22 protein-coding genes and 1 other annotated feature are annotated in these 21534 nt (G+C 42.2%); of the genes, 6 read left to right on the top strand and 16 right to left on the bottom strand.

Annotated elements, in window-relative coordinates:
* Positions 1–10 precede the first annotated feature (10 nt).
* Positions 11–727 (bottom strand): L-serine ammonia-lyase, iron-sulfur-dependent subunit beta, encoded by a 717-nt coding sequence (gene sdaAB, locus BM243_RS04435; RefSeq protein ID WP_242943499.1) that lies wholly within the window; start codon positions 725–727, stop codon positions 11–13.
* A 48-nt stretch (positions 728–775) separates the two neighbouring features.
* Positions 776–2386 carry a nucleoside kinase gene (locus BM243_RS04440; protein ID WP_074910826.1) on the bottom strand — a complete coding sequence of 537 codons (1611 nt, stop codon included), beginning with the start codon at positions 2384–2386 and terminating at the stop codon, positions 776–778.
* A gap of 291 nt (positions 2387–2677) precedes the next feature.
* On the opposite strand from BM243_RS04440, the gene fba reads away from it, so the two are divergent.
* On the top strand, positions 2678–3604 hold the full coding sequence (gene fba, locus BM243_RS04445; protein ID WP_074910828.1) for a class II fructose-1,6-bisphosphate aldolase: 927 nt from the start codon (positions 2678–2680) through the stop codon (positions 3602–3604).
* Between the two features lie 358 nt (positions 3605–3962).
* Here fba and BM243_RS04450 read toward each other — a convergent pair whose 3' ends face one another.
* A complete protein-coding gene (locus BM243_RS04450; RefSeq protein WP_031573638.1) occupies positions 3963–4157 on the bottom strand; it encodes a hypothetical protein in 195 nt (64 codons plus the stop codon).
* Positions 4158–4516: 359 nt separating this feature from the next.
* Here BM243_RS04450 and BM243_RS04455 point away from each other — a divergent pair, with 359 nt between their 5' ends.
* The 3 genes from BM243_RS04455 (at position 4517) to leuS (ending at position 8900) form a co-directional block, all read left to right on the top strand.
* On the top strand, positions 4517–5077 hold the full coding sequence (locus BM243_RS04455; protein WP_074910942.1) for a class IV adenylate cyclase: 561 nt from the start codon (positions 4517–4519) through the stop codon (positions 5075–5077).
* Between the two features lie 58 nt (positions 5078–5135).
* The gene (locus BM243_RS04460) at positions 5136–6185 is read left to right on the top strand and encodes a nucleotidyltransferase domain-containing protein (RefSeq protein ID WP_074910829.1); all 1050 of its coding nucleotides are present in this window, start codon (positions 5136–5138) and stop codon (positions 6183–6185) included.
* 44 nt (positions 6186–6229) lie between these two features.
* Positions 6230–6424, top strand: a binding site (T-box leader).
* 40 nt (positions 6425–6464) lie between these two features.
* On the top strand, positions 6465–8900 hold the full coding sequence (gene leuS / locus BM243_RS04465; protein WP_074910831.1) for a leucine--tRNA ligase: 2436 nt from the start codon (positions 6465–6467) through the stop codon (positions 8898–8900).
* Positions 8901–8969: 69 nt separating this feature from the next.
* On the opposite strand, the gene BM243_RS04470 is transcribed toward leuS, so the two are convergent.
* From BM243_RS04470 to BM243_RS04480, 3 genes are all read right to left on the bottom strand, one after another.
* Complete coding sequence (locus BM243_RS04470; RefSeq protein WP_074910832.1) at positions 8970–11237, bottom strand: putative bifunctional diguanylate cyclase/phosphodiesterase; 2268 nt, start codon at positions 11235–11237, stop codon at positions 8970–8972.
* A 284-nt stretch (positions 11238–11521) separates the two neighbouring features.
* Positions 11522–12043, bottom strand: a complete 522-nt coding sequence (locus BM243_RS04475) for a type 1 glutamine amidotransferase domain-containing protein (RefSeq protein ID WP_074910834.1) — start codon at positions 12041–12043, stop codon at positions 11522–11524.
* 122 nt (positions 12044–12165) lie between these two features.
* On the bottom strand, positions 12166–12600 hold the full coding sequence (locus BM243_RS04480; RefSeq protein ID WP_074910835.1) for a hypothetical protein: 435 nt from the start codon (positions 12598–12600) through the stop codon (positions 12166–12168).
* A 491-nt stretch (positions 12601–13091) separates the two neighbouring features.
* Here BM243_RS04480 and BM243_RS04485 point away from each other — a divergent pair, with 491 nt between their 5' ends.
* Together BM243_RS04485 and BM243_RS04490 are read left to right on the top strand one after the other, a co-directional pair.
* Entirely contained in the window at positions 13092–13442 is a 351-nt protein-coding gene (locus tag BM243_RS04485; RefSeq protein ID WP_242943500.1) for a HesB-like protein, read from the top strand.
* A 27-nt stretch (positions 13443–13469) separates the two neighbouring features.
* Positions 13470–13811 carry a HesB-like protein gene (locus BM243_RS04490; protein ID WP_074910837.1) on the top strand — a complete coding sequence of 114 codons (342 nt, stop codon included), beginning with the start codon at positions 13470–13472 and terminating at the stop codon, positions 13809–13811.
* A 98-nt stretch (positions 13812–13909) separates the two neighbouring features.
* Here the strand turns inward: BM243_RS04490 and BM243_RS04495 are convergent, their stop codons facing one another.
* The 10 genes from BM243_RS04495 to BM243_RS04540 form a co-directional block, all read right to left on the bottom strand.
* On the bottom strand, positions 13910–15268 hold the full coding sequence (locus tag BM243_RS04495; protein ID WP_242943510.1) for a vWA domain-containing protein: 1359 nt from the start codon (positions 15266–15268) through the stop codon (positions 13910–13912).
* A complete protein-coding gene (locus tag BM243_RS04500) occupies positions 15255–16331 on the bottom strand; it encodes an ATP-binding protein (RefSeq protein WP_074910839.1) in 1077 nt (358 codons plus the stop codon). The genes BM243_RS04495 and BM243_RS04500 overlap by 14 nt, the downstream gene beginning before the upstream one ends.
* A 14-nt stretch (positions 16332–16345) precedes the next feature.
* Entirely contained in the window at positions 16346–17059 is a 714-nt protein-coding gene (locus BM243_RS04505) for a DUF4116 domain-containing protein (protein WP_083422598.1), read from the bottom strand.
* Between the two features lie 231 nt (positions 17060–17290).
* Positions 17291–17797, bottom strand: a complete 507-nt coding sequence (locus tag BM243_RS04510; protein ID WP_074910841.1) for a hypothetical protein — start codon at positions 17795–17797, stop codon at positions 17291–17293.
* A gap of 70 nt (positions 17798–17867) precedes the next feature.
* Positions 17868–18371 (bottom strand): hypothetical protein, encoded by a 504-nt coding sequence (locus BM243_RS04515; protein WP_074910842.1) that lies wholly within the window; start codon positions 18369–18371, stop codon positions 17868–17870.
* An 81-nt stretch (positions 18372–18452) separates the two neighbouring features.
* Positions 18453–19166 carry a DUF4367 domain-containing protein gene (locus BM243_RS04520; protein WP_074910844.1) on the bottom strand — a complete coding sequence of 238 codons (714 nt, stop codon included), beginning with the start codon at positions 19164–19166 and terminating at the stop codon, positions 18453–18455.
* A 32-nt stretch (positions 19167–19198) separates the two neighbouring features.
* Positions 19199–19633 carry a hypothetical protein gene (locus tag BM243_RS04525; protein WP_074910845.1) on the bottom strand — a complete coding sequence of 145 codons (435 nt, stop codon included), beginning with the start codon at positions 19631–19633 and terminating at the stop codon, positions 19199–19201.
* A gap of 98 nt (positions 19634–19731) precedes the next feature.
* Positions 19732–20460 (bottom strand): DUF4367 domain-containing protein, encoded by a 729-nt coding sequence (locus tag BM243_RS04530; protein WP_177213455.1) that lies wholly within the window; start codon positions 20458–20460, stop codon positions 19732–19734.
* Positions 20450–21001: an RNA polymerase sigma factor gene (locus BM243_RS04535; protein WP_177213456.1), complete on the bottom strand. Its 552-nt coding sequence runs from the start codon at positions 20999–21001 to the stop codon at positions 20450–20452. Before BM243_RS04535 ends, BM243_RS04530 begins: the two co-directional genes overlap by 11 nt.
* 350 nt (positions 21002–21351) lie before the next feature.
* A partial coding sequence (locus BM243_RS04540; protein ID WP_143093534.1) for a zinc ribbon domain-containing protein occupies positions 21352–21534 on the bottom strand: 183 nt, incomplete at its 5' end.

Genomic DNA, 21534 nt, shown 5'->3' on the forward strand with positions numbered 1-21534 from the left:
TCTCTCCTCTTTAGACTACAGGGTAATTGATCACATTGCTCGTCAGCGGAACAAAACGCACATGTTCCACTGATTCCACCTCAGTGAGCTTCTCAAGAACCGAAGGATCGATGTTCTGGTCCAGCTCAAAAATCATCATGGCTTCCCGCCCTTTCTGATCTCTGAACAAAGACATATATGCAATATTCACGCCGCAGTCATAAAGAAGCTTCGAAACATTGGCCACGACACCAGGCACATCTTTCTGCGTGATGAGAAGTGTTGGATAGTTTCCGGAAAACTGAATCTCTTCTCCATCAATATTTGTAATCTCCACAGCACCGCCCCCAATGGAGGATCCTGTCACAGACACTGTTTTCCCATTTTTCTGCACCATATCCACACGTACAGAGTTCGGGTGTACATCCCCCAGATCTTTTTCGTTAAAGGAGATTTCCATACCCTTTGCTTTGGCCAGCTTCAGAGAATCTCTGAGATTGTCATCCGCAGGGTCCATACCCAGCACTCCTGCAACAAGGGCTCTGTCTGTGCCATGTCCTTTATAGGTTTTGGAGAAGGAGCCATGAAGGAAAAAATGCACTTCCACAGGTTCTTCTCCTGCAATCCCCCGGGCGATCTTCGCTAGTTTTGCTGCTCCTGCTGTGTGCGAACTGGAGGGTCCGATCATAATGGGTCCTATGATATCAAAAACACCATATTTTTTCTTCATATCTTCACTGTCTGCCATAATGATTCAGCAAACAGATTTCACCTGCCTTTTATATTTTGTCTTCTGTTAATAATCGTAAAACTGGCTTCCACCAATGAACTCTCTCAGCAAAGAATTGGTAGGCACCATCTGGTCGTCGATGTCCTCAAAAAGCCTCAAGATGGTAATAAGCCGCTTGGCCTCCTCATACGTGCTGCTCTCTTTCGGAATCTTCTCCAGCTCTTTCAGAGTATGCTTTTTCAGCACTGAAAGTTCATAAAAGAGTGTGGAGTTGAACATGGCATCCGCTTCCTCCTGATAAGGGAAGATGTTCTCTTTTTCCCCCGCAGAAACCGAAGGGAATATGAGTAGTGTTTCCTCAGGACTATATCCTCTGGAAAGGAAATCTCTTGCCATACGTCTCAGCTTTCTCACATCTGTTGTTGCAATCCGGCTGTGGTTGTCTAAGTTAAGAACCGTCAAAGCGCTGATGTAGACTTTAAATTTCAATGCATTATCTATCCCTGCAAGAAGTCTTGGATTCAGTCCATGGATTCCCTCAATGAGGAGTACCCCATTCTCCGGAAGTTTCACCTTAGTGGTTGAAAGCCCTCTGGTGCCTGTTTTAAAGTCAAACTTCGGCAGAAGCACTTCCTTCCCTTGGAGTATTTTTTTCATATCCGATTCAAAAAGATCCAGTTCTATGGCTTCTAAAGATTCAAAGTCGTAGGATCCGTCTGCCTTCTTTGGCGTAAGACGACGGGGCACAAAATAATCATCCATGCTGACAGGAATGGGCATAAGGCCATTTACCCGAAGCTGAATGGCCAGCCGGTTCGCAAAAGAAGTTTTACCCGAAGAGCTTGGCCCTGCAATGAGCACGATCTTCACTCCGCTTCTTTCCTTGATGTCATCCGCGATATAGGCAATTTTCTTTTCATGGAGAGCTTCTGTGATATTCACTAGAGTTCTAGCTTCTCCGTTCCGGATCTTTTCATTCAGATTCCCCACATAATGGATGCCAAGGAGCCTGTCCCATTTGGCAGTTTCCTTAAAGATTTCAAAGAGCTTATCTTGTGGCGTAAAAGGACGGACCAGTTCTGGCTCCCTCACCGTAGGATAGCTCATGACAAAACCGTCTTTATAGCAAACCAATGAGAACAATGGAGTATATCCAGTAGATGGCGCCATCTTTCCATAGAAATAGGCATAGCGGTCCAAAAGATGATACATCTTCACCTCATGGAACTTCGCGTGGGCAAGCAGCATAAATTTATCCATTTCTCCATTCTCTTCAAAGAATTTCAGTGCATCTTCCAGCAGAAAACACTCTTTTTTTATAGGGTGATTCTCTTCAACGATGGTTCTCATTTCTTTATCCAGACGGTGCAGCATTTCTTCTGTTAAAATCTCATCCCGTACCCAGCAATAAAGTCCTCTGCTGATGGAATGGTCAATGATGAGTTCTTTATTAGGCCAGAGCCTGTAGAAAGCAGTGACCAGAATGAATGAAAGGGTTCTTTCATAGGTTTTATGGCCGACATAATCTTCACGGAACACGGGGTACAGATTGTTTTTCCCTTTCAGTTCCTCTGTCAGCTCAAAATACTCTCCATTGGTCCTTGCAAGAATTGGCTGCTGGGTGCCCTTTCTCAAACTTTTCAGTTCATCATAGGTATAGCCTTTACTTTTTTCCATAAGCTTCTCCTTTTTGCTTCATGAGGTCCTTTGGCACATTCATGCTCTATCCTCTTCATTATAGGGGAAAACACCAAAAATGGCATCATATTCTTCCTTTTCAGATACAGCACCGTAAACCATTTCACTTGAAAATCAATTGTAACCATTCCTTGAATCTGTTTTATGATATGGTTTCATGCGTAAAAATGCTATATAATAGAAGGAGAGTTTAGAATGATTTTACCTCAATGAGATGAAAGAATCCCTAAACACAGTATCCAAAAGATAAACTGAAAGGTGGTTGTATTAATGGCATTAGTCACAACAACAGAAATGTTCAAAAAAGCCTATGAGGGCAAATATGCGATTGGCGCATTCAACATCAACAATATGGAGATCATTCAGGGAATCGTTGATGCCTGCAAAGTGAAGAACTCTGCAGTAATTCTTCAGGTTTCCAAGGGTGCAATGAAATATGCCGGACCAAGATATCTGAAAGCCATGGTAGATGCTGCTGTAGCTGAAACCGGTCTTGATATCGCACTTCATCTGGACCACGGCCCAGATCTTGCCACAGTAAAGGAAGCCATCGATGCTGGATTCACTTCTGTGATGATCGACGGATCCCATCTGGATTTCGAAGAGAACGTAAGAATCACGAAGGAAGTTGTAGAGTATGCACACTCCAAGGGTGTTGTTGTTGAAGCTGAACTCGGTATCCTTGCTGGTGTGGAAGATGATGTACATGCAGAAGAGCACGTGTATACCGATCCTGACCAGGCTGTTGAATTTGTGGAAAGAACAGGTGTGGATTCCCTGGCCATCGCCATCGGTACTTCCCATGGTGCATTCAAGTTTGCTGGAAAGCCTGATCTGAAGTTCCATATTCTGGAAGAAATCCAGAAGAGACTTCCTGGATTCCCAATTGTTCTTCACGGTGCATCTGCTGTCAGCCAGGAACACGTTGCTATGTGCAATGAGTTCGGTGGAAACATCAAGGGCGCACAGGGTATTCCAGTAGATATGCTGAGAAAGGCATCTGCTATGGCAGTTTGCAAGATCAACATGGACACCGACATTCGTCTTGCCATGACCGCGTCCATCCGTAAGGCGTTTGCTGATAAGCCAGATGGTTTTGACCCAAGAGGATATCTTGGTGCTGCAAGAAAAGAGATTCAAGCTCTTGTTGAAAAGAAAATCGATGAAGTTCTTGGTTCAGCAAACTCCATGAACTAATCACCAACCCGTTTCAGTATGAGAGACAGGACTCCCCAAAAAGGAGTCCTGTTTTTTTAGTGGCTTCAGCTCTTTTTCCATATTCAATAAAAGAAAACATGCCTTCATTTATTGAAGACGAAGAAAATAGAGCTGCAGTTCACCAATCTCTCGATGAACTGCAGCTCCATTTTTCTTTTCCCAGGTACCTTACAACCGTTCGTACAGGGACATCTTCAGTTTCTTCTCCTTCTAACTTAGAAAGAAGGCTTTATCTTTTGTCTGTTTCCACAGATTCTGTGGGCTTTTGTACTTCACCATATGTTTATGGCTCATCTTTTGTTTGAGGATTCAATCTTTTGTTCCCTCTTTTGAAGTTCTATAAACTTCCTGCAGTCAGCTGGATCTTTTCGAGCTTGTGCTTTATATTAAAAAACTCATTTTCTAGAATATTGATTTTTTGTTCAATCAGATTCCTGTTGGTTTCCTTAACTGCAGCACCAAGTTCTTTGGACAGAATGCTCAGCTCATCACTGATGGCATAAATCCTTTTTGTAGCTTCATATGCGTTCATATTCTACACCTCACTTAATGACATTTTCTCTAAGGCCCGTGGGAGATTCTTTTAAAACCCGGTACATACTGTACCTCTTAAAGGAATAAATGTATAATAGCTTCAACAAGGTTTTTTCCTTGTTACAACTGCATTTTAGACTGACTTATGTAAACAGTCAAGGCCGTTTACATAAGTTTATGACAATGGTTTATGAAACTGTTTCAATACTTTGGATTTGCTATGGTAAAGGATATCATTTTACGGCTTTTTTTCAGTTTTTCAAATGAAAAAGCCTTCTTCAGATGTATCCTTATGCATCACAAAACCATTGGGAACTAAGATATGTAATGTTTTCACAAATATTCATAAAGGAGCCGATTATGGAACTGGAAGTAAAAATACTGGACATCAACATTGAGAAGATCCGCCACATCATGAACGAAGCAGGTGCTGTTCTTGTGAAGAATGAGCTGCAGGAGAACTTTATTCATGACTTCCCAGACCGAAGACTTTTGAAGCATAACGGATATGCAAGAATTCGCTTCGTGAAGGATCAGGAGACCGGCGAAGAGAAAGTCTTCATGACCACCAAAAAACTCATTTCAAGAGATGTGTACAAGAAGATGGACGAGCATGAAACTCTCATCGAAAACAAAGAGGTTGGACTTGGCATCTTCAGTGCACTGGGATTGGAGCTTCTGGAAAACGTAAAAAAAACCAGGGAAAGTTATCAGTATAAAAATACTTTGGTAGAAATTGATGTCAATGAGAAGACCTATGTGCCCTTTCCTTACCTGGAGGTGGAAAGCCCCTCTGAAGCAGAACTGGAGGAAGTGGTTTCGCTTCTTGGCTACACCATGGATGACACCTCCGCTCTAAGCATTCATGAAATTCTAAGGGCAAGGGGAATTACACCAAACTCCCCAGAAGGACTTTGATGGATTCCGATCAAGCGCTCTACACAATCGTAGATTCATTCTGAAAGGTGGGATTCCTATGAACCAGGAAAAAGCACTGGATCTTATCATCCATAAGATCAAAAAAGACTATGCTGAAGATGTGGCTTTTCTGGCCATTATGGGCTCTTATGCTCGAGGAACCCATCATGAGCATTCGGATCTTGATCTTTTCTTTCTTCCCTCAACCCCAAGAGGAGAATCTTTGGGGTTTACCTTTATCCTTGATGGGATAGGCTATGACCTCTGGCCCATTTCTCTCAGCCGTCTTCAGAACATTGCAAGTCAGAAAGAGCCTTTAGCGAGCATCCTTGCTGAAGCAAAAATCAAATACTGGCATACTGAAGAAGATCTGGAAAGATTTCTGGCGTTGAAGGAGAAAGCGAAGACATCAGCGTCGAAGGAAGTTCTACTGGAAAAACTTCCTTTACTGAAATCCAAGCTGCAGGAATCAGCCTTTTCTCTTCTTCTCATGAAAGATCTGGCAGAATTTCGGAAAATAGCCATGAAACAGGTAAAAACCATTTTTTATGTGCTTTCTCTCCTTCATGGCACTGCTCCTTCGGGAAACTATCTGAAAAACAAAGAAAACCTCATTACTATGACCGGTGTTCCAAAGGATTTCTATGCCCATTTGGATGGACTCTTTGAAGAGGACACCCTGGAAGAGTTGAAGACCCATGTGATTGATGTCACTGAAACTGCAGTGCATCTCATAGAAGACTTTCTGGGCAGTGCCGAGGCGAGACGTTCCCCTGCAAAAGAAGTTTTTAACGGGTTCTATGAGGAACTGGTCAATCACTACCACAAGATCAGACACGCTGCTGAAAGAAATGATCCTAAAGAATGTCTCCTGGCTGCTGCATCTTTGGAGAATGAAATTTCTGAAACACTCGCTCATGTATCGGGTAATCTTCCTGTTCTGCCGCCTTTGGTGGGCGCTTTTCATCCAAATGATCTCCGGAGCATGGTCGATGCAGCCAAAATCCATGAGGACGCATTCCTTCTGTACCTGAAGAATGAAGAGGTGCCGTTGAGAGTCTTTGAAACCATAGAGGAGTTCAGTGCCTATCTGGACAATCTCTCGTAACTTTTGGCGTTGACAATTCGCCGCTGATTCTTTATAATCTCGTTATATATGCAATGAAAAGGAAGTAGTAGCATAGCAACCATCTTAGAGAGTCCCTGTCTGGTGAAAAGGGATATGGCCAGTATGTGAACTCGTCTTTGGAGCATGGGCACGAACCCCGGTTGGACGCGTTATAGTTCCTGAAAGTGAAGCTTAGGCTTAATTAGAGTGGTACCACGGATGTTTACTTCGTCTCTTATCGGAAGAGACGGAGTTTTTTTATTTTGGAGGAGGATACAAATGGCAAATTACGGCAAACACACAGATCTGAAATGGCAGAAAAAATGGGAAGACTCTGGAGTCTTTAAGTTTGTGGAAAACAAAGAAAAAGAAAAACTATACGTACTGGAGATGTTTTCCTACCCTTCAGGAAGCAAGCTTCATGCAGGACATTGGTTCAACTATGGTCCTACAGATTCCTGGGCACGCATGAAAAAGATGCAGGGATATAATGTGTTCCAGCCCATGGGATTTGATGCTTTTGGTCTTCCCGCGGAAAACTTTGCAATCAAGACAGGCATCCATCCCATGGATTCCACACTGAAGAACATCGAAACCATGGAAAAACAGCTGAAGGAAATGGGAGCCATGTTCAACTGGGACCACGAGGTGGTTACCTGTGCTCCAGACTACTATAAATGGACCCAATGGCTGTTCACGGAGCTCTATAAAAATGGTCTCGCCTACAGAAAAAAAGCACCCGTAAACTGGTGTCCCAGCTGCAATACTGTTCTCGCCAACGAACAGGTGGTGGATGGTGCCTGCGAACGATGCCAGACCCTCGTCGTGAAGAAGGATCTGACTCAGTGGTTCTTCAAAATCACAAAGTATGCGGATGAGCTTCTGGAAGATCTGGACAAGCTGGACTGGCCTGAAAAAACAAAGTCTATGCAGAAGCACTGGATTGGCCGCTCCTATGGATCCCAAGTAAGCTTTAAAGTTCAGGATAAGGATCTGGATTTTTCTGTCTTCACAACCCGTGTAGACACCCTCTTTGGTGTTTCCTATGTGGTCTTCGCACCTGAAAATGACATGGTGAAAGAACTGACCACTCCTGAACATCAGGCTGAGGTGGAAGCATACATCGAGCAGGCTAAGATGCAAAATGAGATCGACAGACAGTCTCTTTCAAGAGAAAAGACCGGTGTCTTCACCGGATCCTATGCCATTAACCCAGTGAACGGAAGAGTCATCCCCATCTGGGTAGGCGACTACGTACTGAACACTTACGGTACAGGAATCGTTATGGCAGTACCTGCCCATGATGAGAGAGATTATGAGTTCGCAAAGAAATATGAACTTCCCATTGAGCGTGTCATCGAAGGTGGAGATGCTCTTCCTTATACCGAAGTTGGGCCTATGGTGAACTCCGGAGAGTTTAATGGACTTCAGGGTGATGAAGCCAAAGAACAGGTGACCAAGTGGCTTCAGGACCGTGGTCAGGGCGAACTGAAGGTGAATTACAGATTACGTGACTGGCTGGTATCCAGACAAAGATACTGGGGCGCTCCCATCCCTGTGGTTTACTGTGATCACTGTGGAGAAGTGGTCTTAGAAGAAAAAGATCTGCCAGTAGAACTTCCCTATGATGTGGAGTTTGCACCAGACGGAAAGAGCCCTCTAGCAAAAAGCGAGGCTTTCCTCCATACCACTTGTCCAAAATGCGGTGGACCAGCTACACGGGAAGCGGATACACTGGATACCTTTGTCTGCTCCTCCTGGTACTATCTGCGCTATGTAGACAATAAGAATGCCGATGCTCCCTTTGACAAGGAGAAAATCAACACCATGCTGCCTGTTGACAAGTACGTCGGTGGCCCCGAGCATGCAGTGATGCACCTGCTTTATGCCAGATTCATCACAAAAGCTCTGAGAGATATGGGTTACCTGTCCTTTGACGAACCCTTTAAATCACTGACCCATCAGGGACTCATTCTAGGACCAGACGGGCAGAAAATGAGTAAGTCCAAGGGAAATACCATCTCTCCAGATGAATACATCACCCAGTATGGATCCGATGTATTCCGTATGTATCTGATGTTTGGATTCTCTTATGCAGAAGGAGGTGCCTGGTCTGACGAAGGCATCCGTTCTGTTTCCAGATTTGTGGATAGAGTAGAAAGAAACTTCCACAACATCAGAGATATTCTCCACAGCTCCAGCAGCACAGAGGATCTGAGGTCTGAGGATAAAGACCTTCTCTACTGGAACGCCAATGCCATCAAAGGAGTAACAGAAGACTCTGAAAAGATGCAGTTCAACACGGCCATCGCCCGTATGATGGAGCTGACCAACGCCCTGACCAAGTACATTCCGATGGAGAAACATAATCATGAAGTGCTAAAGAAAGTCACATTGGACTTTATTAGAATCCTGGCGCCATTTGCTCCACACTTCTCTGAAGAAATCTGGGAGATGTTTGGACACGAAGGTTCTGTCTTTGATGAATCCTGGCCAGCTTTCGATGAGAAAGCCCTGGTGAAGGATGAAGTGGAAATCGCCATCCAGATCAACGGTAAGATCAAAGAACGTATCATGATTCCATCAGATGCCAACGACGAAGAAATCAAAGCACTGTCTCTGGCAACTGCTGCCATCCAGAAGGAAACCGATGGGAAGACCGTCGTAAAAGTCATTGTCATCAAGGGAAGACTGGTCAATATCGTTGTAAAATAATCTATAATACAAATAATACCACTATAAAAAACAGATGCTGCAGAACAAAAATCTGCAGCATCTGTTTCTTTATATCACCTTTTCACTTGAATTCTCCAGCAAAAACCGGATGGCATCTTCTTCTGTCAGAGGCCTTGAAATATAGTACCCTTGAAGCACATCACAGTGGTGTTTCTCCAGATACTCTTTCTGCTCCTGAAGCTCCACACCTTCTGCAATGACTGTAAGTTTGATCTTATGAGCCATACTGATCACATCTGCTGTGATGATCTCTTCTTCTGCAGATTCTGTGATTCTGTTGATAAAATAACGGTCTACTTTCACGGTATCAATGTGCAGGGATCGAAGCCTCGCAAAGGAGGAGAAACCAGTCCCGAAATCATCCAAGGCCACAGAAACACCTAAACGCTTTACTTCAGAAAGCTTCTCATTGATGAGTTCAAAATTGTCCATGAGAATGGACTCTGTGATTTCAAACTCCAGATTCTTGCCTGAAACCCCTTTCTTCAGGAGCATCCTGTGAACGTCTTTGGTGAAGTCTTCTCTCAACAGCTGAATGAGAGAAATATTGATGGCGATGAGCTGATCATCGTATCCTTCTTCTTTCAACAGATTGACAAAATCACAAGCCTTCGCAAGGATAATCATTCCCAGGTCATAAATCAGGAGATTTTTCTCCGCAAGATCAATAAACTCCATAGGCGATACTGCTCCTATCCCCTCCACATGAAGTCTTGCCAATGCTTCAAATCCCATGGTTTCATGAAGTTTCACATTCCACAGCGGTTGAAAATGAAGGGTAAAAGATGTAGTGTCGATGCCTGAAATCACCTGGCGCAACGTTTCTTCAATGGCTTCTTTCCGGAGAATGTCATCCTGCATGGTATCGCTGTATAGAATGATCTGGCGGTTATCGTAGTGTTTCAAATGTGATAAAGCTAAGGAAACATCCTTCAGCACTTTATCTGAAGAGATATGCATCCCAGTTAGTTCAAGCACTGCCACCTGTACATCCAGATACTCATCTTTTGAGCCTCCATCCACTGGTTGCCTGAATACGGCAAGAAGTTTATTCGCCAAGGAAAGGAGCTCATTTCTTGATTTGAAGTCCTCTACTACAATGACAAAACGGTCCGCATTGAAACGGAAGAACATTTTCTCCTCCCGAAGCACAGTTTTCATTTTTTCAGAAATTTGCTGCAGAATCCTGTCTCCATATTTATAACCAAAGGTCATATTGAGTGTCTTGAAATTAGTGCAGTTTAAAAGCAGTACTGCTCTTCTTCCTTTACTGGGTGTCACCACCAGTTCTTCCAGATATTCTTCCAAGTAGGTTCCATTGGGCAGTCCTGTCAGCTCATCGTAATAAGCAATCTTAATGTTGGACTTGTCTTTCCGGTAGGCATAATAAAGAATTGCCCCGCCAACACACATCAGAATCAGAAACTCGATAAACCCTTCCATGATGATACTTCGAATCTCTTCATCCACAAGATTTCCAGGCCAAATGAAAAGAAGTGTTCCTAGATATTCATTCTCACTGAAAACAGGAGCAGATACATGAATGATCTCCTCTCCTTCATAAACACCATGCTGGACTACCAGCTTTCTTTCATCTATATAGCTGCGTACCGTCTCATCCTTTATCTCATTTCCTCTGGTATCTGAAATGCTGGAGGCAAGAATCTTATAGTCGTTGCTGATAAAAAGTGCATGATCCACTTCTTGCTTCGCCAGGATATCCTCGATGAGATTCTGCAGTTCAAACTGCTGGGTGAACTGATTGAGGTTCTCATCCAAAACACCAATCTGGACAAAGGTGCTGTCATCCTTACGGACATATCCGAATTTGTAATATTCTCCACTGACCGTATCCGATCTGGACTCTTCCATAAAAGATTCCAAAGCGCTGTTCTTGAAATAATAAGCAGGGTGACCCTCATAGGTCGTCCACCCCACGTAGTCTTCGATGTTGCTGGCGATGATCTCCCCATCCTTGTTGTAGAGATTGATCTGATCCACCTGGAGATCTGATGCCAGTTTCTTTAATGATTCCGTTGTGCTGTCATTGTCGTCAATAAGAAGCACGGCTCTGCTGGCTACAAGAATTTTGTCCTCCAGAAGGTTCACCGCAATCTTGTAGGCATCCTGATAATTCAGAAGTGCTGCGGTGTAGCTGCTTGCAATATTAAGTGACGACTTTTCCATCATGCTGTATACATCTTGAACCCGTTCCTTCGCTGTATAATACGTTAAAGTACCTACACCTAACGTAAGAATCAAGAAAGGAATGATGAAAAAGCTGAGATCTTTTCTGGTCAGTTTATCTTTTTTCATTTTTTCTCACAATACCTTTTATTATTTTCAGTCGGTCTTATCAGTCTATCGGTATATTGTATTTCATCGAGCTGATCTCATGGAGATAATGGACGATTCCCATGAACAGAACCCTTTTCTTTCCAAGAGCCACTACTTCAATGTACCATGTTCAGTTATATATCGTCAATATAGATAAATCTCACTTCAGGAGTTTTGCATGATTCTTGTAATGATGATCCCATGAAAAAAACAGGATCTGACTCCTGTCGAAATCGGATCCTGTTACTTTGATGTTATCTAGACTATTTTCCTTCTTTGTACTTCTTCACCTCATCAATGAATGCCGTGGTGTACACATGAAGATCCTTAGGAGATCTGGATGAAATGATATTTTCTGATACTACCACTTCTTTATCTACCCAAGTCATTCCTGCACCTTCCAGATCTGCTTTGATTTTCTTGGTGCTTGTTCCTGTTTTTCCTCTAAGAATATCTGCAGTCACAGGAACCCAGCCTGCATGACAGATCATTCCAATGGGTTTCCCCTGCTCATTGAACTCTTTTGTAAGCCTGATGCAGTCTTCTTCAACTCTCAAAATATCAGGAGCATAGCCGCCTGGAATGAGAAGACCATCATAGTCCTCTGATTTCACTTCATCATAGGTTTTGTTGGCCTCTGCCTTTAGGCCATACTTCCCTGTGTAGACTTTTTTCTTGTCAAGGGCTACCACATCCACTTCCCATCCTTCTTCTTTGAGACGGATTAAAGGATACCATAGTTCCAGATCTTCAAAGATATCAGCAACAAACGATAAAATTTTCATGGTTTTTCCTCCTAGTACTTATCATTGTTTTCATTGTACCGTAAATATTTGCTTTCGCCGTACACTTTCAGAAGAATTAATGAAGTTTTTACACCTTTGTGTTCTATTCTCTTCTGTTTTCATCAGAAGTTTTGCTGCTGCGCTTTACAGATAAACTCCATGACTCTCAGCTCATACCAGATTTCTTTTCCATAGGAAGCTAAAAGCAGCGCCTTGCAGTTTTTCTCAAGATATTCTGATAAGTACTTTGTTTCAGCGCTCTTTCGTATGGTCAGCACCTGGATTTCATTTCTTCTTAAGAAAAATGAAATCCGAAGCAGGATCTCCTGGATCTCCTGGCCCAGCAGGTCCACCTCCCATAAAGTCACTGCCATTCTTTTTGCTGTGCACTTGAGCTCAATTTTCCCACCAGGCGTAAGAAATATCACGAAAAGAAAACCTTCTTTCTCTTTGACTTCCACCATGGTGGAGCCAACATAAGTCGACAGTCTGTCCCGAATGGGCATAAACAGGACCTTCAGCAATGCATCCTTCTCATAGAATTTTTCATTTCCCATTGCAGTCCTCCTTATTCACAAAATGTTTTCAACAATTAATTGAGAATCACTTTCAATTTTGCACAATCTATGTTACTATAAGTACATAACACACACACAACATATTTCGAAATACGAAAGACCGTAATAGTATTTCATATTTCCCCCTTTTATACGAATATGTATACTGAATGAAAGCCTCTGAGTTTCCCCGACTCGGAGGTTTTTCATTGATACTCCTTCTTCTTTCATTGTACCTGAAAATAAGAAGAGGAGCATCTATAGGAAAAAATTCTCCTGAGTTCTATCTTGCGAACCAGGAAAAAGAAATAATTCAGGACTTTTTAATGCTTTTTTGATAGAATAAGTTCATGTTCTGAAGAATCCTTATTCTTCAGTGCTTTCCCCGGATTTGCCTCAGACCAAATTGATTTGAAGAATCTTTCAGATTGTTATATAATGGAGTGGTAAATCAGAGTAAATTTATAAGAATTAAAAGGGAGTTGTTTTAATTGATTAACACAATGACAAACATGATAGAGATTTCTGATGCCGGATATCAGGAATTCAATGACTTACTTGAAGCCAATGATATCGAACCTAAGGTCGTAAGACTTGCACTGGCTGGCTTCGGCTGCAGCGGTCCGAGATTTGGACTCATGGTGGATGAAGCTTCTGACAGTGACGTTGTAGAAGTCATCAAAGATATTACTTTCATCGTAGCTAAGGATCTTTATGATGAGTATCAGGGATTCGTGATTCTTTCTGATGAAGAGAACTACGGTGGCGGAATGTCACTAAGACCAAAGAAAATTGATGAAAACATCGGCTGTTCCACCTGTGCAACAGGTTGTGCTGTATAATAGAATCAAAAAAGGGGAGATTTTAGAATGGAAACTCTAAAAAAGGAACTTCTTGCGATGAGCGATGCTGCTTATGAGGAGTTTGTCCAATTCCTGAGAAGCAATCAGGTGGAAAAAAACAATATCCGTATCACCTTGGCAGGCTATGCTTGCAGTGGTCCTAGATTTGGACTCATGGTGGATGATAAGAAAGATGGAGATATGGAGACTGTCATTAAGGATCTGACCTTCTATATCGAGTCCAATCTCTATGATGAATTTGAAGGTTTCCAGATTCTCTCCACAGAAGAAAACCTGGGACAAGGTATGGTCCTAAGACCCAATAAGGTCGTTGAATCTGACTGTGGAACCTGCAGCAGCTGCGGCTAAAATCCATTTGATTTTACTGAAGAGCCCCATGAAGGATGATGTCCTTCATGGGGCTCTTTTAAATTGGTTAATTTGCGTATAGTTTACTCTGATACTCTTTATCTTGCCCAGTCATGAAGAAGCGCACGCATCACCTGGAGTCCATAGACTGCATCGCCTTCTTCTTTATGGCTTTTAATTTTCACCACTTCACCATAAGGCTCCTTTAGAGACAGTTTGTCTCCTTTGACCACCCAAATGGTTTTATGGTGGTAAGGTCTCAGTTCAAGCTTTGATTCTCCTAATCCATCGGTGAAATAAATAAGAAGTGTATTTCTCAGATTCTCTTCTTTCAGATAGGAAAATACCGGTGAGAACTTTGTGCCTCCTCTTCTTTTCAGTAGAGGCTTCATATCTTTCAGATTTCTTATGACATAGTCTCTTCTCACTTCATTGTCACACTCAATGATTCTGATGGTCTCACTGTATGCTCTGGAAAGCGCCAGGATTTCTTTTAGAAAATCTGTCATGGACTTGTCATCAATGCTTCCAGAAATGTCAATGGCCACGGTGAGATCCGGCACATGATTTCGGAGTTCTCCACGAAGATCCATCCGTTCCGGTTGTCTCCGATTGACCCTTGTCACTGTTTTTTTCTTTCCTTTCGGCAGTGTCCTGATAGCTTTTCTGATGACTTGAGTCCAGGGCACTTCACCTTTCAGCTGATCTTTGACAATCCTTAATATCTCATCCGGGACACCATTTCTGCTGGCTAGGAGCAGCGTTGATTTCAGCTTGTCTTTTACTTCATCACTTTCCTCATCCTCTGATTCTACCCACCTGTCATGTACTTCCTCATAGTTCACCTGGTCTTTTTCAAGAAGTTCTTTCACTGCTTTTGGATGCTCCAGGATGGCTTTGTGAATCTCCTCTGTATAATACTCCAATGTTTCATTGGTTTTCAGATTCAGGTCAAATCTCATATTCACAGAGTTGATCCGCTCCACAAACGCCGGCAGATGATTGATGTACTGATTCACAGAAATGTCCATAGCCAGATTGATGGCCAGTTTTCTAAATTTATTCTTCAGCGCTTTCTCTCTGCCGTGGTGCTTGAGAAGAATATGAAGAATTTCATGCTTGATCATGGCCACCGCTTCCCGCTCTTCCAGCTGCAGAAAAATCTGCGGATTGAACAGAAACTGTATTTTACTGCCCCTCAGCACACTGGCGGTGGGAAACGGAAGATTGAAGTCTATTTCTCTATAGGTGTCCCCCATAAATAGGGCATAGTAGTCTTCTCCGCCATTGAGCATCCGAAAGGACAGCTCATTAAGATACGCAAAAAAGTCTTTGCTGAAGCCCTTTCTTAAAGTATCCTCTTCCATATAAGTTTTCAAGTCCAGAAGAAGCACTCTTCTCTTTTCCATGAGCTCATCTTTCTCTTGGAACTCTTTGTTGAAATTAAGATCTACCATAACAATCAAAGAACCCTTCAATAAATAAATCTGAGTTTAAAAGGATGGGGTACACATCCGGATAATCGCTCTTCAGCTCTTTCATCACAGAGATGCGAAGATCCTTGGGCATCAGATTGAGCACTTCAGAGAATCTGTCCGCATGCTTTGGGGTCATATGATCCCGAAGCTTCAGGATCATGTTCTTGGATAGAATGTACAGCCTGGAATGACTTGCCTGACCAATCTCATCCCGGACAAACTGGGACAGCACTTCCATCTCATAGAGATCCTCTGTGGAAATGAGAGGATTCTTGTTGTCTTCCAAGAAAGTCATGAACTCCTGAGCGAGCTTTGTGCCCACATTTCCTTTTACCAGATGATATAAAGTCTTATTGTCATAATTTCTTTTTTCAAACACTTTCAGCGCATTGGAGACTCTCTCCCAGCTTCTCGGTGTCGCTTTGATATATTCTTCTTCACTGCTGTAGCTGAGATATTCCCGGAAATTGGAAATAAACTGCAGCACTTGCTCGTGTATTTCTCCATCTTCCATTCCCCATCGGATCCACTCTTTCGGGTCTGAGTCCATATGGAACCAGATGAAGCGGTCTTCCTGGGCGGGGTCCATGTCCACTACCTGATAGTCGGTGTCCCGGTAGTCATCCATTTTGTTTGTTGGGTTCATGGCTGCTGCAACCAGCACCCTGTCTGAGAGTTTATATCCATTGATCTCACGGTTCAGGATAAGGTTCATTAGCTCCTGCTGGACACTATGGTCACAGCGGTTGATCTCATCAATGAACAGCATGACTTTACCAGGATTGTTCTGCAGCCAGGTGTCAATCTCCATGAGTTTGTGATGGGTGGCATAATAAGTCTTCCCTGCCACCACCATAGGCAGTCCGCCGATTTCCCCTTCTTTCAATAGATTGGCATCGATATTCACAAGATACAGGTCATGCTTCTTGGAGAAATCCTTGAGAAGTGAGGTCTTTCCGATTCCACTTTCTCCGATGATCAGAGGAACAGATCGGCTAAGTAGAGCCAGTTCCACTGCTTCTAATGTTTCTTTATAATTCATTTAATCCTACTCTCCTATCTGCTCAGTACATAGTCCATGAGTTTTTGTTTTGTCACTCGGGATCCGTGATCTCTGATGAAGTTGACCTTATTGATATCCAGAATCTGGAGTTCCATGAAGTCTTTGATGTAAGACTCCGATACATCCTCGGACATGAACTTCTCCTCAAGAACCTCATAAAGCATCGCAACATCCAGAGAATCATAAATATACTTCACAATTTTCACGTTGGCAGACAAGTAAAGACGAAGCTCTTCCTCTGTATAGTCACTGACATAGGTGATGGCTTGCTCACTCTTTCCTACGGCCAGAACCTTAGCTTCCAGACATGGCTTTTTCACATATTTGATGGCACTCCAAAAGCTCTTCACCGCTTCCACCTGAACTTCGCAGGATGGCTCCTTTATGTACTGTATGGCGTCAAAGTCCCTTTTTACGGCTTCCAGCTGAAGCTCAAGATTCTGATCCTTCACATACTGGATGGCCCAGCCTTTATTTCTTACCGCAGCAAGCTGCACTTCATAAGGCGCATCCTTTATAAACCGCAGGCTGTTCCATCCGCCAAGAACGGCCGTGACCATAACAGCCACAGGGGGATTTTTGATATGCTGTATGGCTGAAGGCGTTTTTCTTACAGCCTCCATCATCACATCAAAGGATGGATTCACCATGTGTCTGATTTCATTTCCATTTTTCTTTACTACTTCCAAATCTTTATCCAGTTCCATTCATCTCACATCATTTCTTTATTTTTTCTCTACCGTCCATTATACTATTAAATTTTGTGAAATCAAAGAAGAAGTAGCAATCTATCTCAGAATGTGTGCTTTAGTCTAAATCATCTGATTCATCGAATCATTCATCACAGCATTACCGTAAATGAAGATTCTCAGTTCATCTCTATTTTGTGACAAACATGAAAAAAAGAGCCTCTCAGCTCTTTTTCCCTCTATGCGTGATTAGTAACTTGAAAACTCAATATTCTCCAGATTTTCGAATCCCATTCCACCACCATGAAAATTCACGTGGGGTGAAAAAACATCATAGATCTCCTTCGATGATGAAACAAAGGTGCCATCATGTCCAACGAATGAGAACTCTTCCATCATCTCATCTGCCAGAACAAAGATCCATTCAGTCCTCATTTCTGGATTGAAATTCGTGCTTTGCACGGTATATATGTTTTTATGAAAAACAGAGGAATAGATGCGCGTTTCACTTTCCATGGTAATCCCTAAAGCAGGGATTTCTAGTCTCCCCTCGAATCTGTCCTCTTTCTGAAACAGATATCGAGTTTTCCTTCCTTTTATTTTCACATAAGTCTCTTCGATATTTACGTTATCTTTATATACCTCGGCAGGAACTTCTATGGTGACATCTTGCCAGAAAGGCAACTGGTTCAGTCCCCAGAAAGCTACTGCAGCAAAAATCATCAAATAGATTCCGATTTTTACCTGCTTACTCATTCGCTGCCTCCTTTTATATATTAAATATAAATATATTATATATTTATGTATTTTAAAAGTCAATACTAAATTATATGATATTCAATTTATTGTTTTTTCGGTTTGCTTCTCTCATTTTCCTTTGTATCTTCTGTTTTTGGTAATAATACCCACCAACAAAGATCAGGATCATGACAAGCAGTGCGGCGCCTTGCATCACCATTGCTGTCACTGAGGTCACCTGATGAGAAGTCGCTTCAAACAAAAAACCGACTCTACCCGTAAAAAAGCTGAACGGTGCACTAATAAGTGGTGAGAACATAAACCTCATGGCGAGCTTTCTTCCCATTCCAAAGGGCATATGCTGTGAGCAGAAGAGTGCAAGTGAAAGCACTCCAAGTAAGTTCGCACCAACAATGCTTTTGACTTCATCCAGATTTTCCTCTGCAAAAACTCCTCCTGTATAAAACCAGAATGCCATCAGGATCAAGGGCGCTGGATAGCCAAGAGATGGTATGTATTGCACCAGCATATTAAATATAAATCCGATCAGGACTGGTGACAGAATCAGTATACTCAGTTTTACTTTTCTCATCTCTTTCTTCCTTCCTTAGATCCTTTTCCTTTGTGTCCCGTATGACTACGTCAGGGTGAAGATTCCATAACAGCCATACCCTTACTCCTCAATTTTTCTAAAAACCAGACTCTCTGCCATTTTCATGATATCTTTCTCGCTGACATACCCTCGGATCAAAAACTCCATCTCATGGTTATGCCATAGTAGCATACTTCTTCTCCCTTTTAGAACAAGGAATCCTTTGTATTCTCCAATGTACACTTCCTTCACTATGGCATTCTCCGTATCAAGATTGTAATCCCCAGCAGTACTTGCTTGGAGCATTGAGATCTCTTCTTCTCCGTTGGTGTATTTGAAGAGCGCCATATCTGTGGACACCGTAAACTTCTGAAACAAGTATCCTTCCGGAAGCTCCTTGGGAAAGTAGTATCCTGAAGGAGCTTTTGCTTCTTCCATCTTATCCCCGCTGATGTCCACTCTCTGAAATCTTGTATATCTTTCCTGAACCTCTGTGACAAATTCATAGACCTTAGTCCTTACTCCATCTACACTCAAAGTCATCATAGACATGGCGCCTAATATAAGTACAAAGAACATGGCTGCTTTTCTTGTTTGAAACATATAGGGTCTCATTCTTTGCTTCTTCTTGCGGCTCCTCTTCTTATGATCAAACCAAAGATGGAAATCAGTGGGATATTCCATCTTTAGAATCCGGTCCTGAGACTGGTCCAAAAGTTCCAGGAGATTAGAAAGATGAGCTTCTCCAAGCAGTCTGAAGATTTCTTCAGGCTCTCTCTTTTCAAAAGATTTCATCCTCATCCTCTCCCCATTTTATTTGTACAACCTTAGTAGCTGATCGGATTGCTTGCTTTTTCATCCTGTTCTAGCAGTAAGCCATTTCTATATAGATATATTGACGATTTATACCGATACGTCCCTGGCCCCACCATCAATGTATTCGTAATCTTTGCTTCTGTGCCATTCACTTTCCTGCTCCAACTTCCTATGGAGATCCATTGTCCACTGATCTCCTTCTGAAGAGAACCGTAGACATGAACAGCATCCACATTGTCTCCTGAGGCAATGGTCGTACAGGATGCTGCACCCGTGCTTGAAGTTTCAAAATGATCCCGGTATGTTTCAATATAGAGATACTGAACGCCCATGACATTCTCATCCAAGACCATGTCTATCTCCGTTCCAACAACAGTTAGACTTTTGCTTTGTACGCTCCAAAGAATGATCATAAAAACCATCATCCACCTGAAGATTCTCTTCATGAAAACACCCCCTTCACTATATAAACGTTGAAGGGGGGTGTTTTGTTACACTTTTTTTGTATTATTTTCTATATTATTTTATAAACATTGATCTTTTGTCAGTTTCGTTTCTCTGTTCTTTTCAAGCTCTCTGCAAATCTCATAATCTCTTTCTCAGTAATGGTGCCTCTGACTGTATATTCTTTCTCATCATTCTGCCAGTAGAGCTGGTTCTTCTTGCCGTTGGTGATAAGAAAACCAGAGTATTCTCCCACCATCACCTCTTTCACCACAGCGCCTTCTGTATTGAAGGTGAAGTCCCCTGCGGTGTCAAACTGATAGAAAATGATTCTTTCCTCGCCCTTTGTAAAAATCATATTCACGATATCGTAGTCTTTAGAGTACTCCTTCAGCGTGTAGCCTTTGGGCAGAACCGTTGGATAATCATAGTTGTCAAACTCAAATAGAGGATCATGAAACTGAGTCATCTCATCGGTCCTGTAGATTCTCATAGCCGTCTCTTTCATTTCCACCACATACTCAAAGAGTTTATATCTCTGTGCTTCCACTGACAAGGTGGTGATGGCAAATCCTCCCAAAAGAACCAGGAGAAAGATGGCTGCTTTACTGGAAGTGAATCTGTTTCTTTTCTTTTTTCTTTTAGAACTGGTCTCAAGCTTCACAGCCCAGTCTTTCATGGACTGACTGATTTCAATGTCTTCAATCTGATCTTTCTTTCTGTCCAAGTCTTCTGTGAGGTTCATGAGATGCGCTTCAGCAATGGCTTTAAAAGTAGCATCCTGTAAAGTGTCCAGCGCTTTAGGTCCTTGATTCTTTTTACTCTTCACTGTCATCACCTCCAATGATTTTCTGACAGGCTTTTCTTGCACGAGAGAGCTTTGTCCTGACATTACCCTCTGTCATATTGAGAAGTTCTCCAATTTCTTTATCTGAGTATTCATAGATATATTTCAGCGTCAGAATGTCCATGTAGCTTTCATTGATTTTTGCCATGAGATCTGCCACATACCTTCTGTCTTCCATTTTCAGGATGTTCAGTTCTGGACTTGCCGTATGCACATCACCAAGGGTATCCCTGAAATCATCCACATTGCTTTCATTTCTCCGTTTTCTCTGATTATATACATCATAAGAAAGCCTTCTGACGATGATCACAAGAAGACCTCTGATGCTTTTAGATTCAGCATCTGTTGTTTCGTCGATATAGTCCGATACTTTAATCATAGCCGTCTGCACAATATCCTCGGCCTCATGATAATCCTGAAGAATTCCGTGAGAAACAAAGATCAGTTCTTTGGCATACAGTATATAGATACTTTCCAAATGATTGCGTACCGCTTGATTTTCGATGACAGATAAAAATAGCAAAATATAAACACCTCATTGCCGCTTCTCGTGTTTGTCAGAAGTTCATAAGAAAATATAGGAATATCACCTTCTCATTATATGCCAATGTTGTGTTTACATCAATGAATCTATAATTTTCCACCAGTTTCATCTTGGACTTTTGTACTCACTCTATTGAAACTTATTACATAAATCTATAGAAGTCCTCTCTTTTAGACTATTCACTTGGCAATTCATTGTTCTTTTGACACTCCCACAGCTAAAGCAATGGGATTCTTGGGTGATTAAACGCCAGTCTGTTTCCAGTAGGCGAGTATGACCCCAAGCTGAGGGCATGCCATCGCCCCTCCTAAGACAGTACATTTAGTATCTTAGGCTGATAGACTTTTACCATCTATCACAGGTGCTTTGATGATATTCATTGCACCAACTCTATCTCTATGTGTTTTGAAACCACATGAGCATTTATATTTTCTATCCCTTGCCTTGTTTTTTTCTCCACACTCTGGGCAGATTTGACTGGTATATTTGGGGCCTACATACTCTACTTTTAT

The organism is Proteiniclasticum ruminis (assembly GCF_900115135.1).
Lineage (GTDB): Bacteria > Bacillota > Clostridia > Clostridiales > Clostridiaceae > Proteiniclasticum > Proteiniclasticum ruminis_A.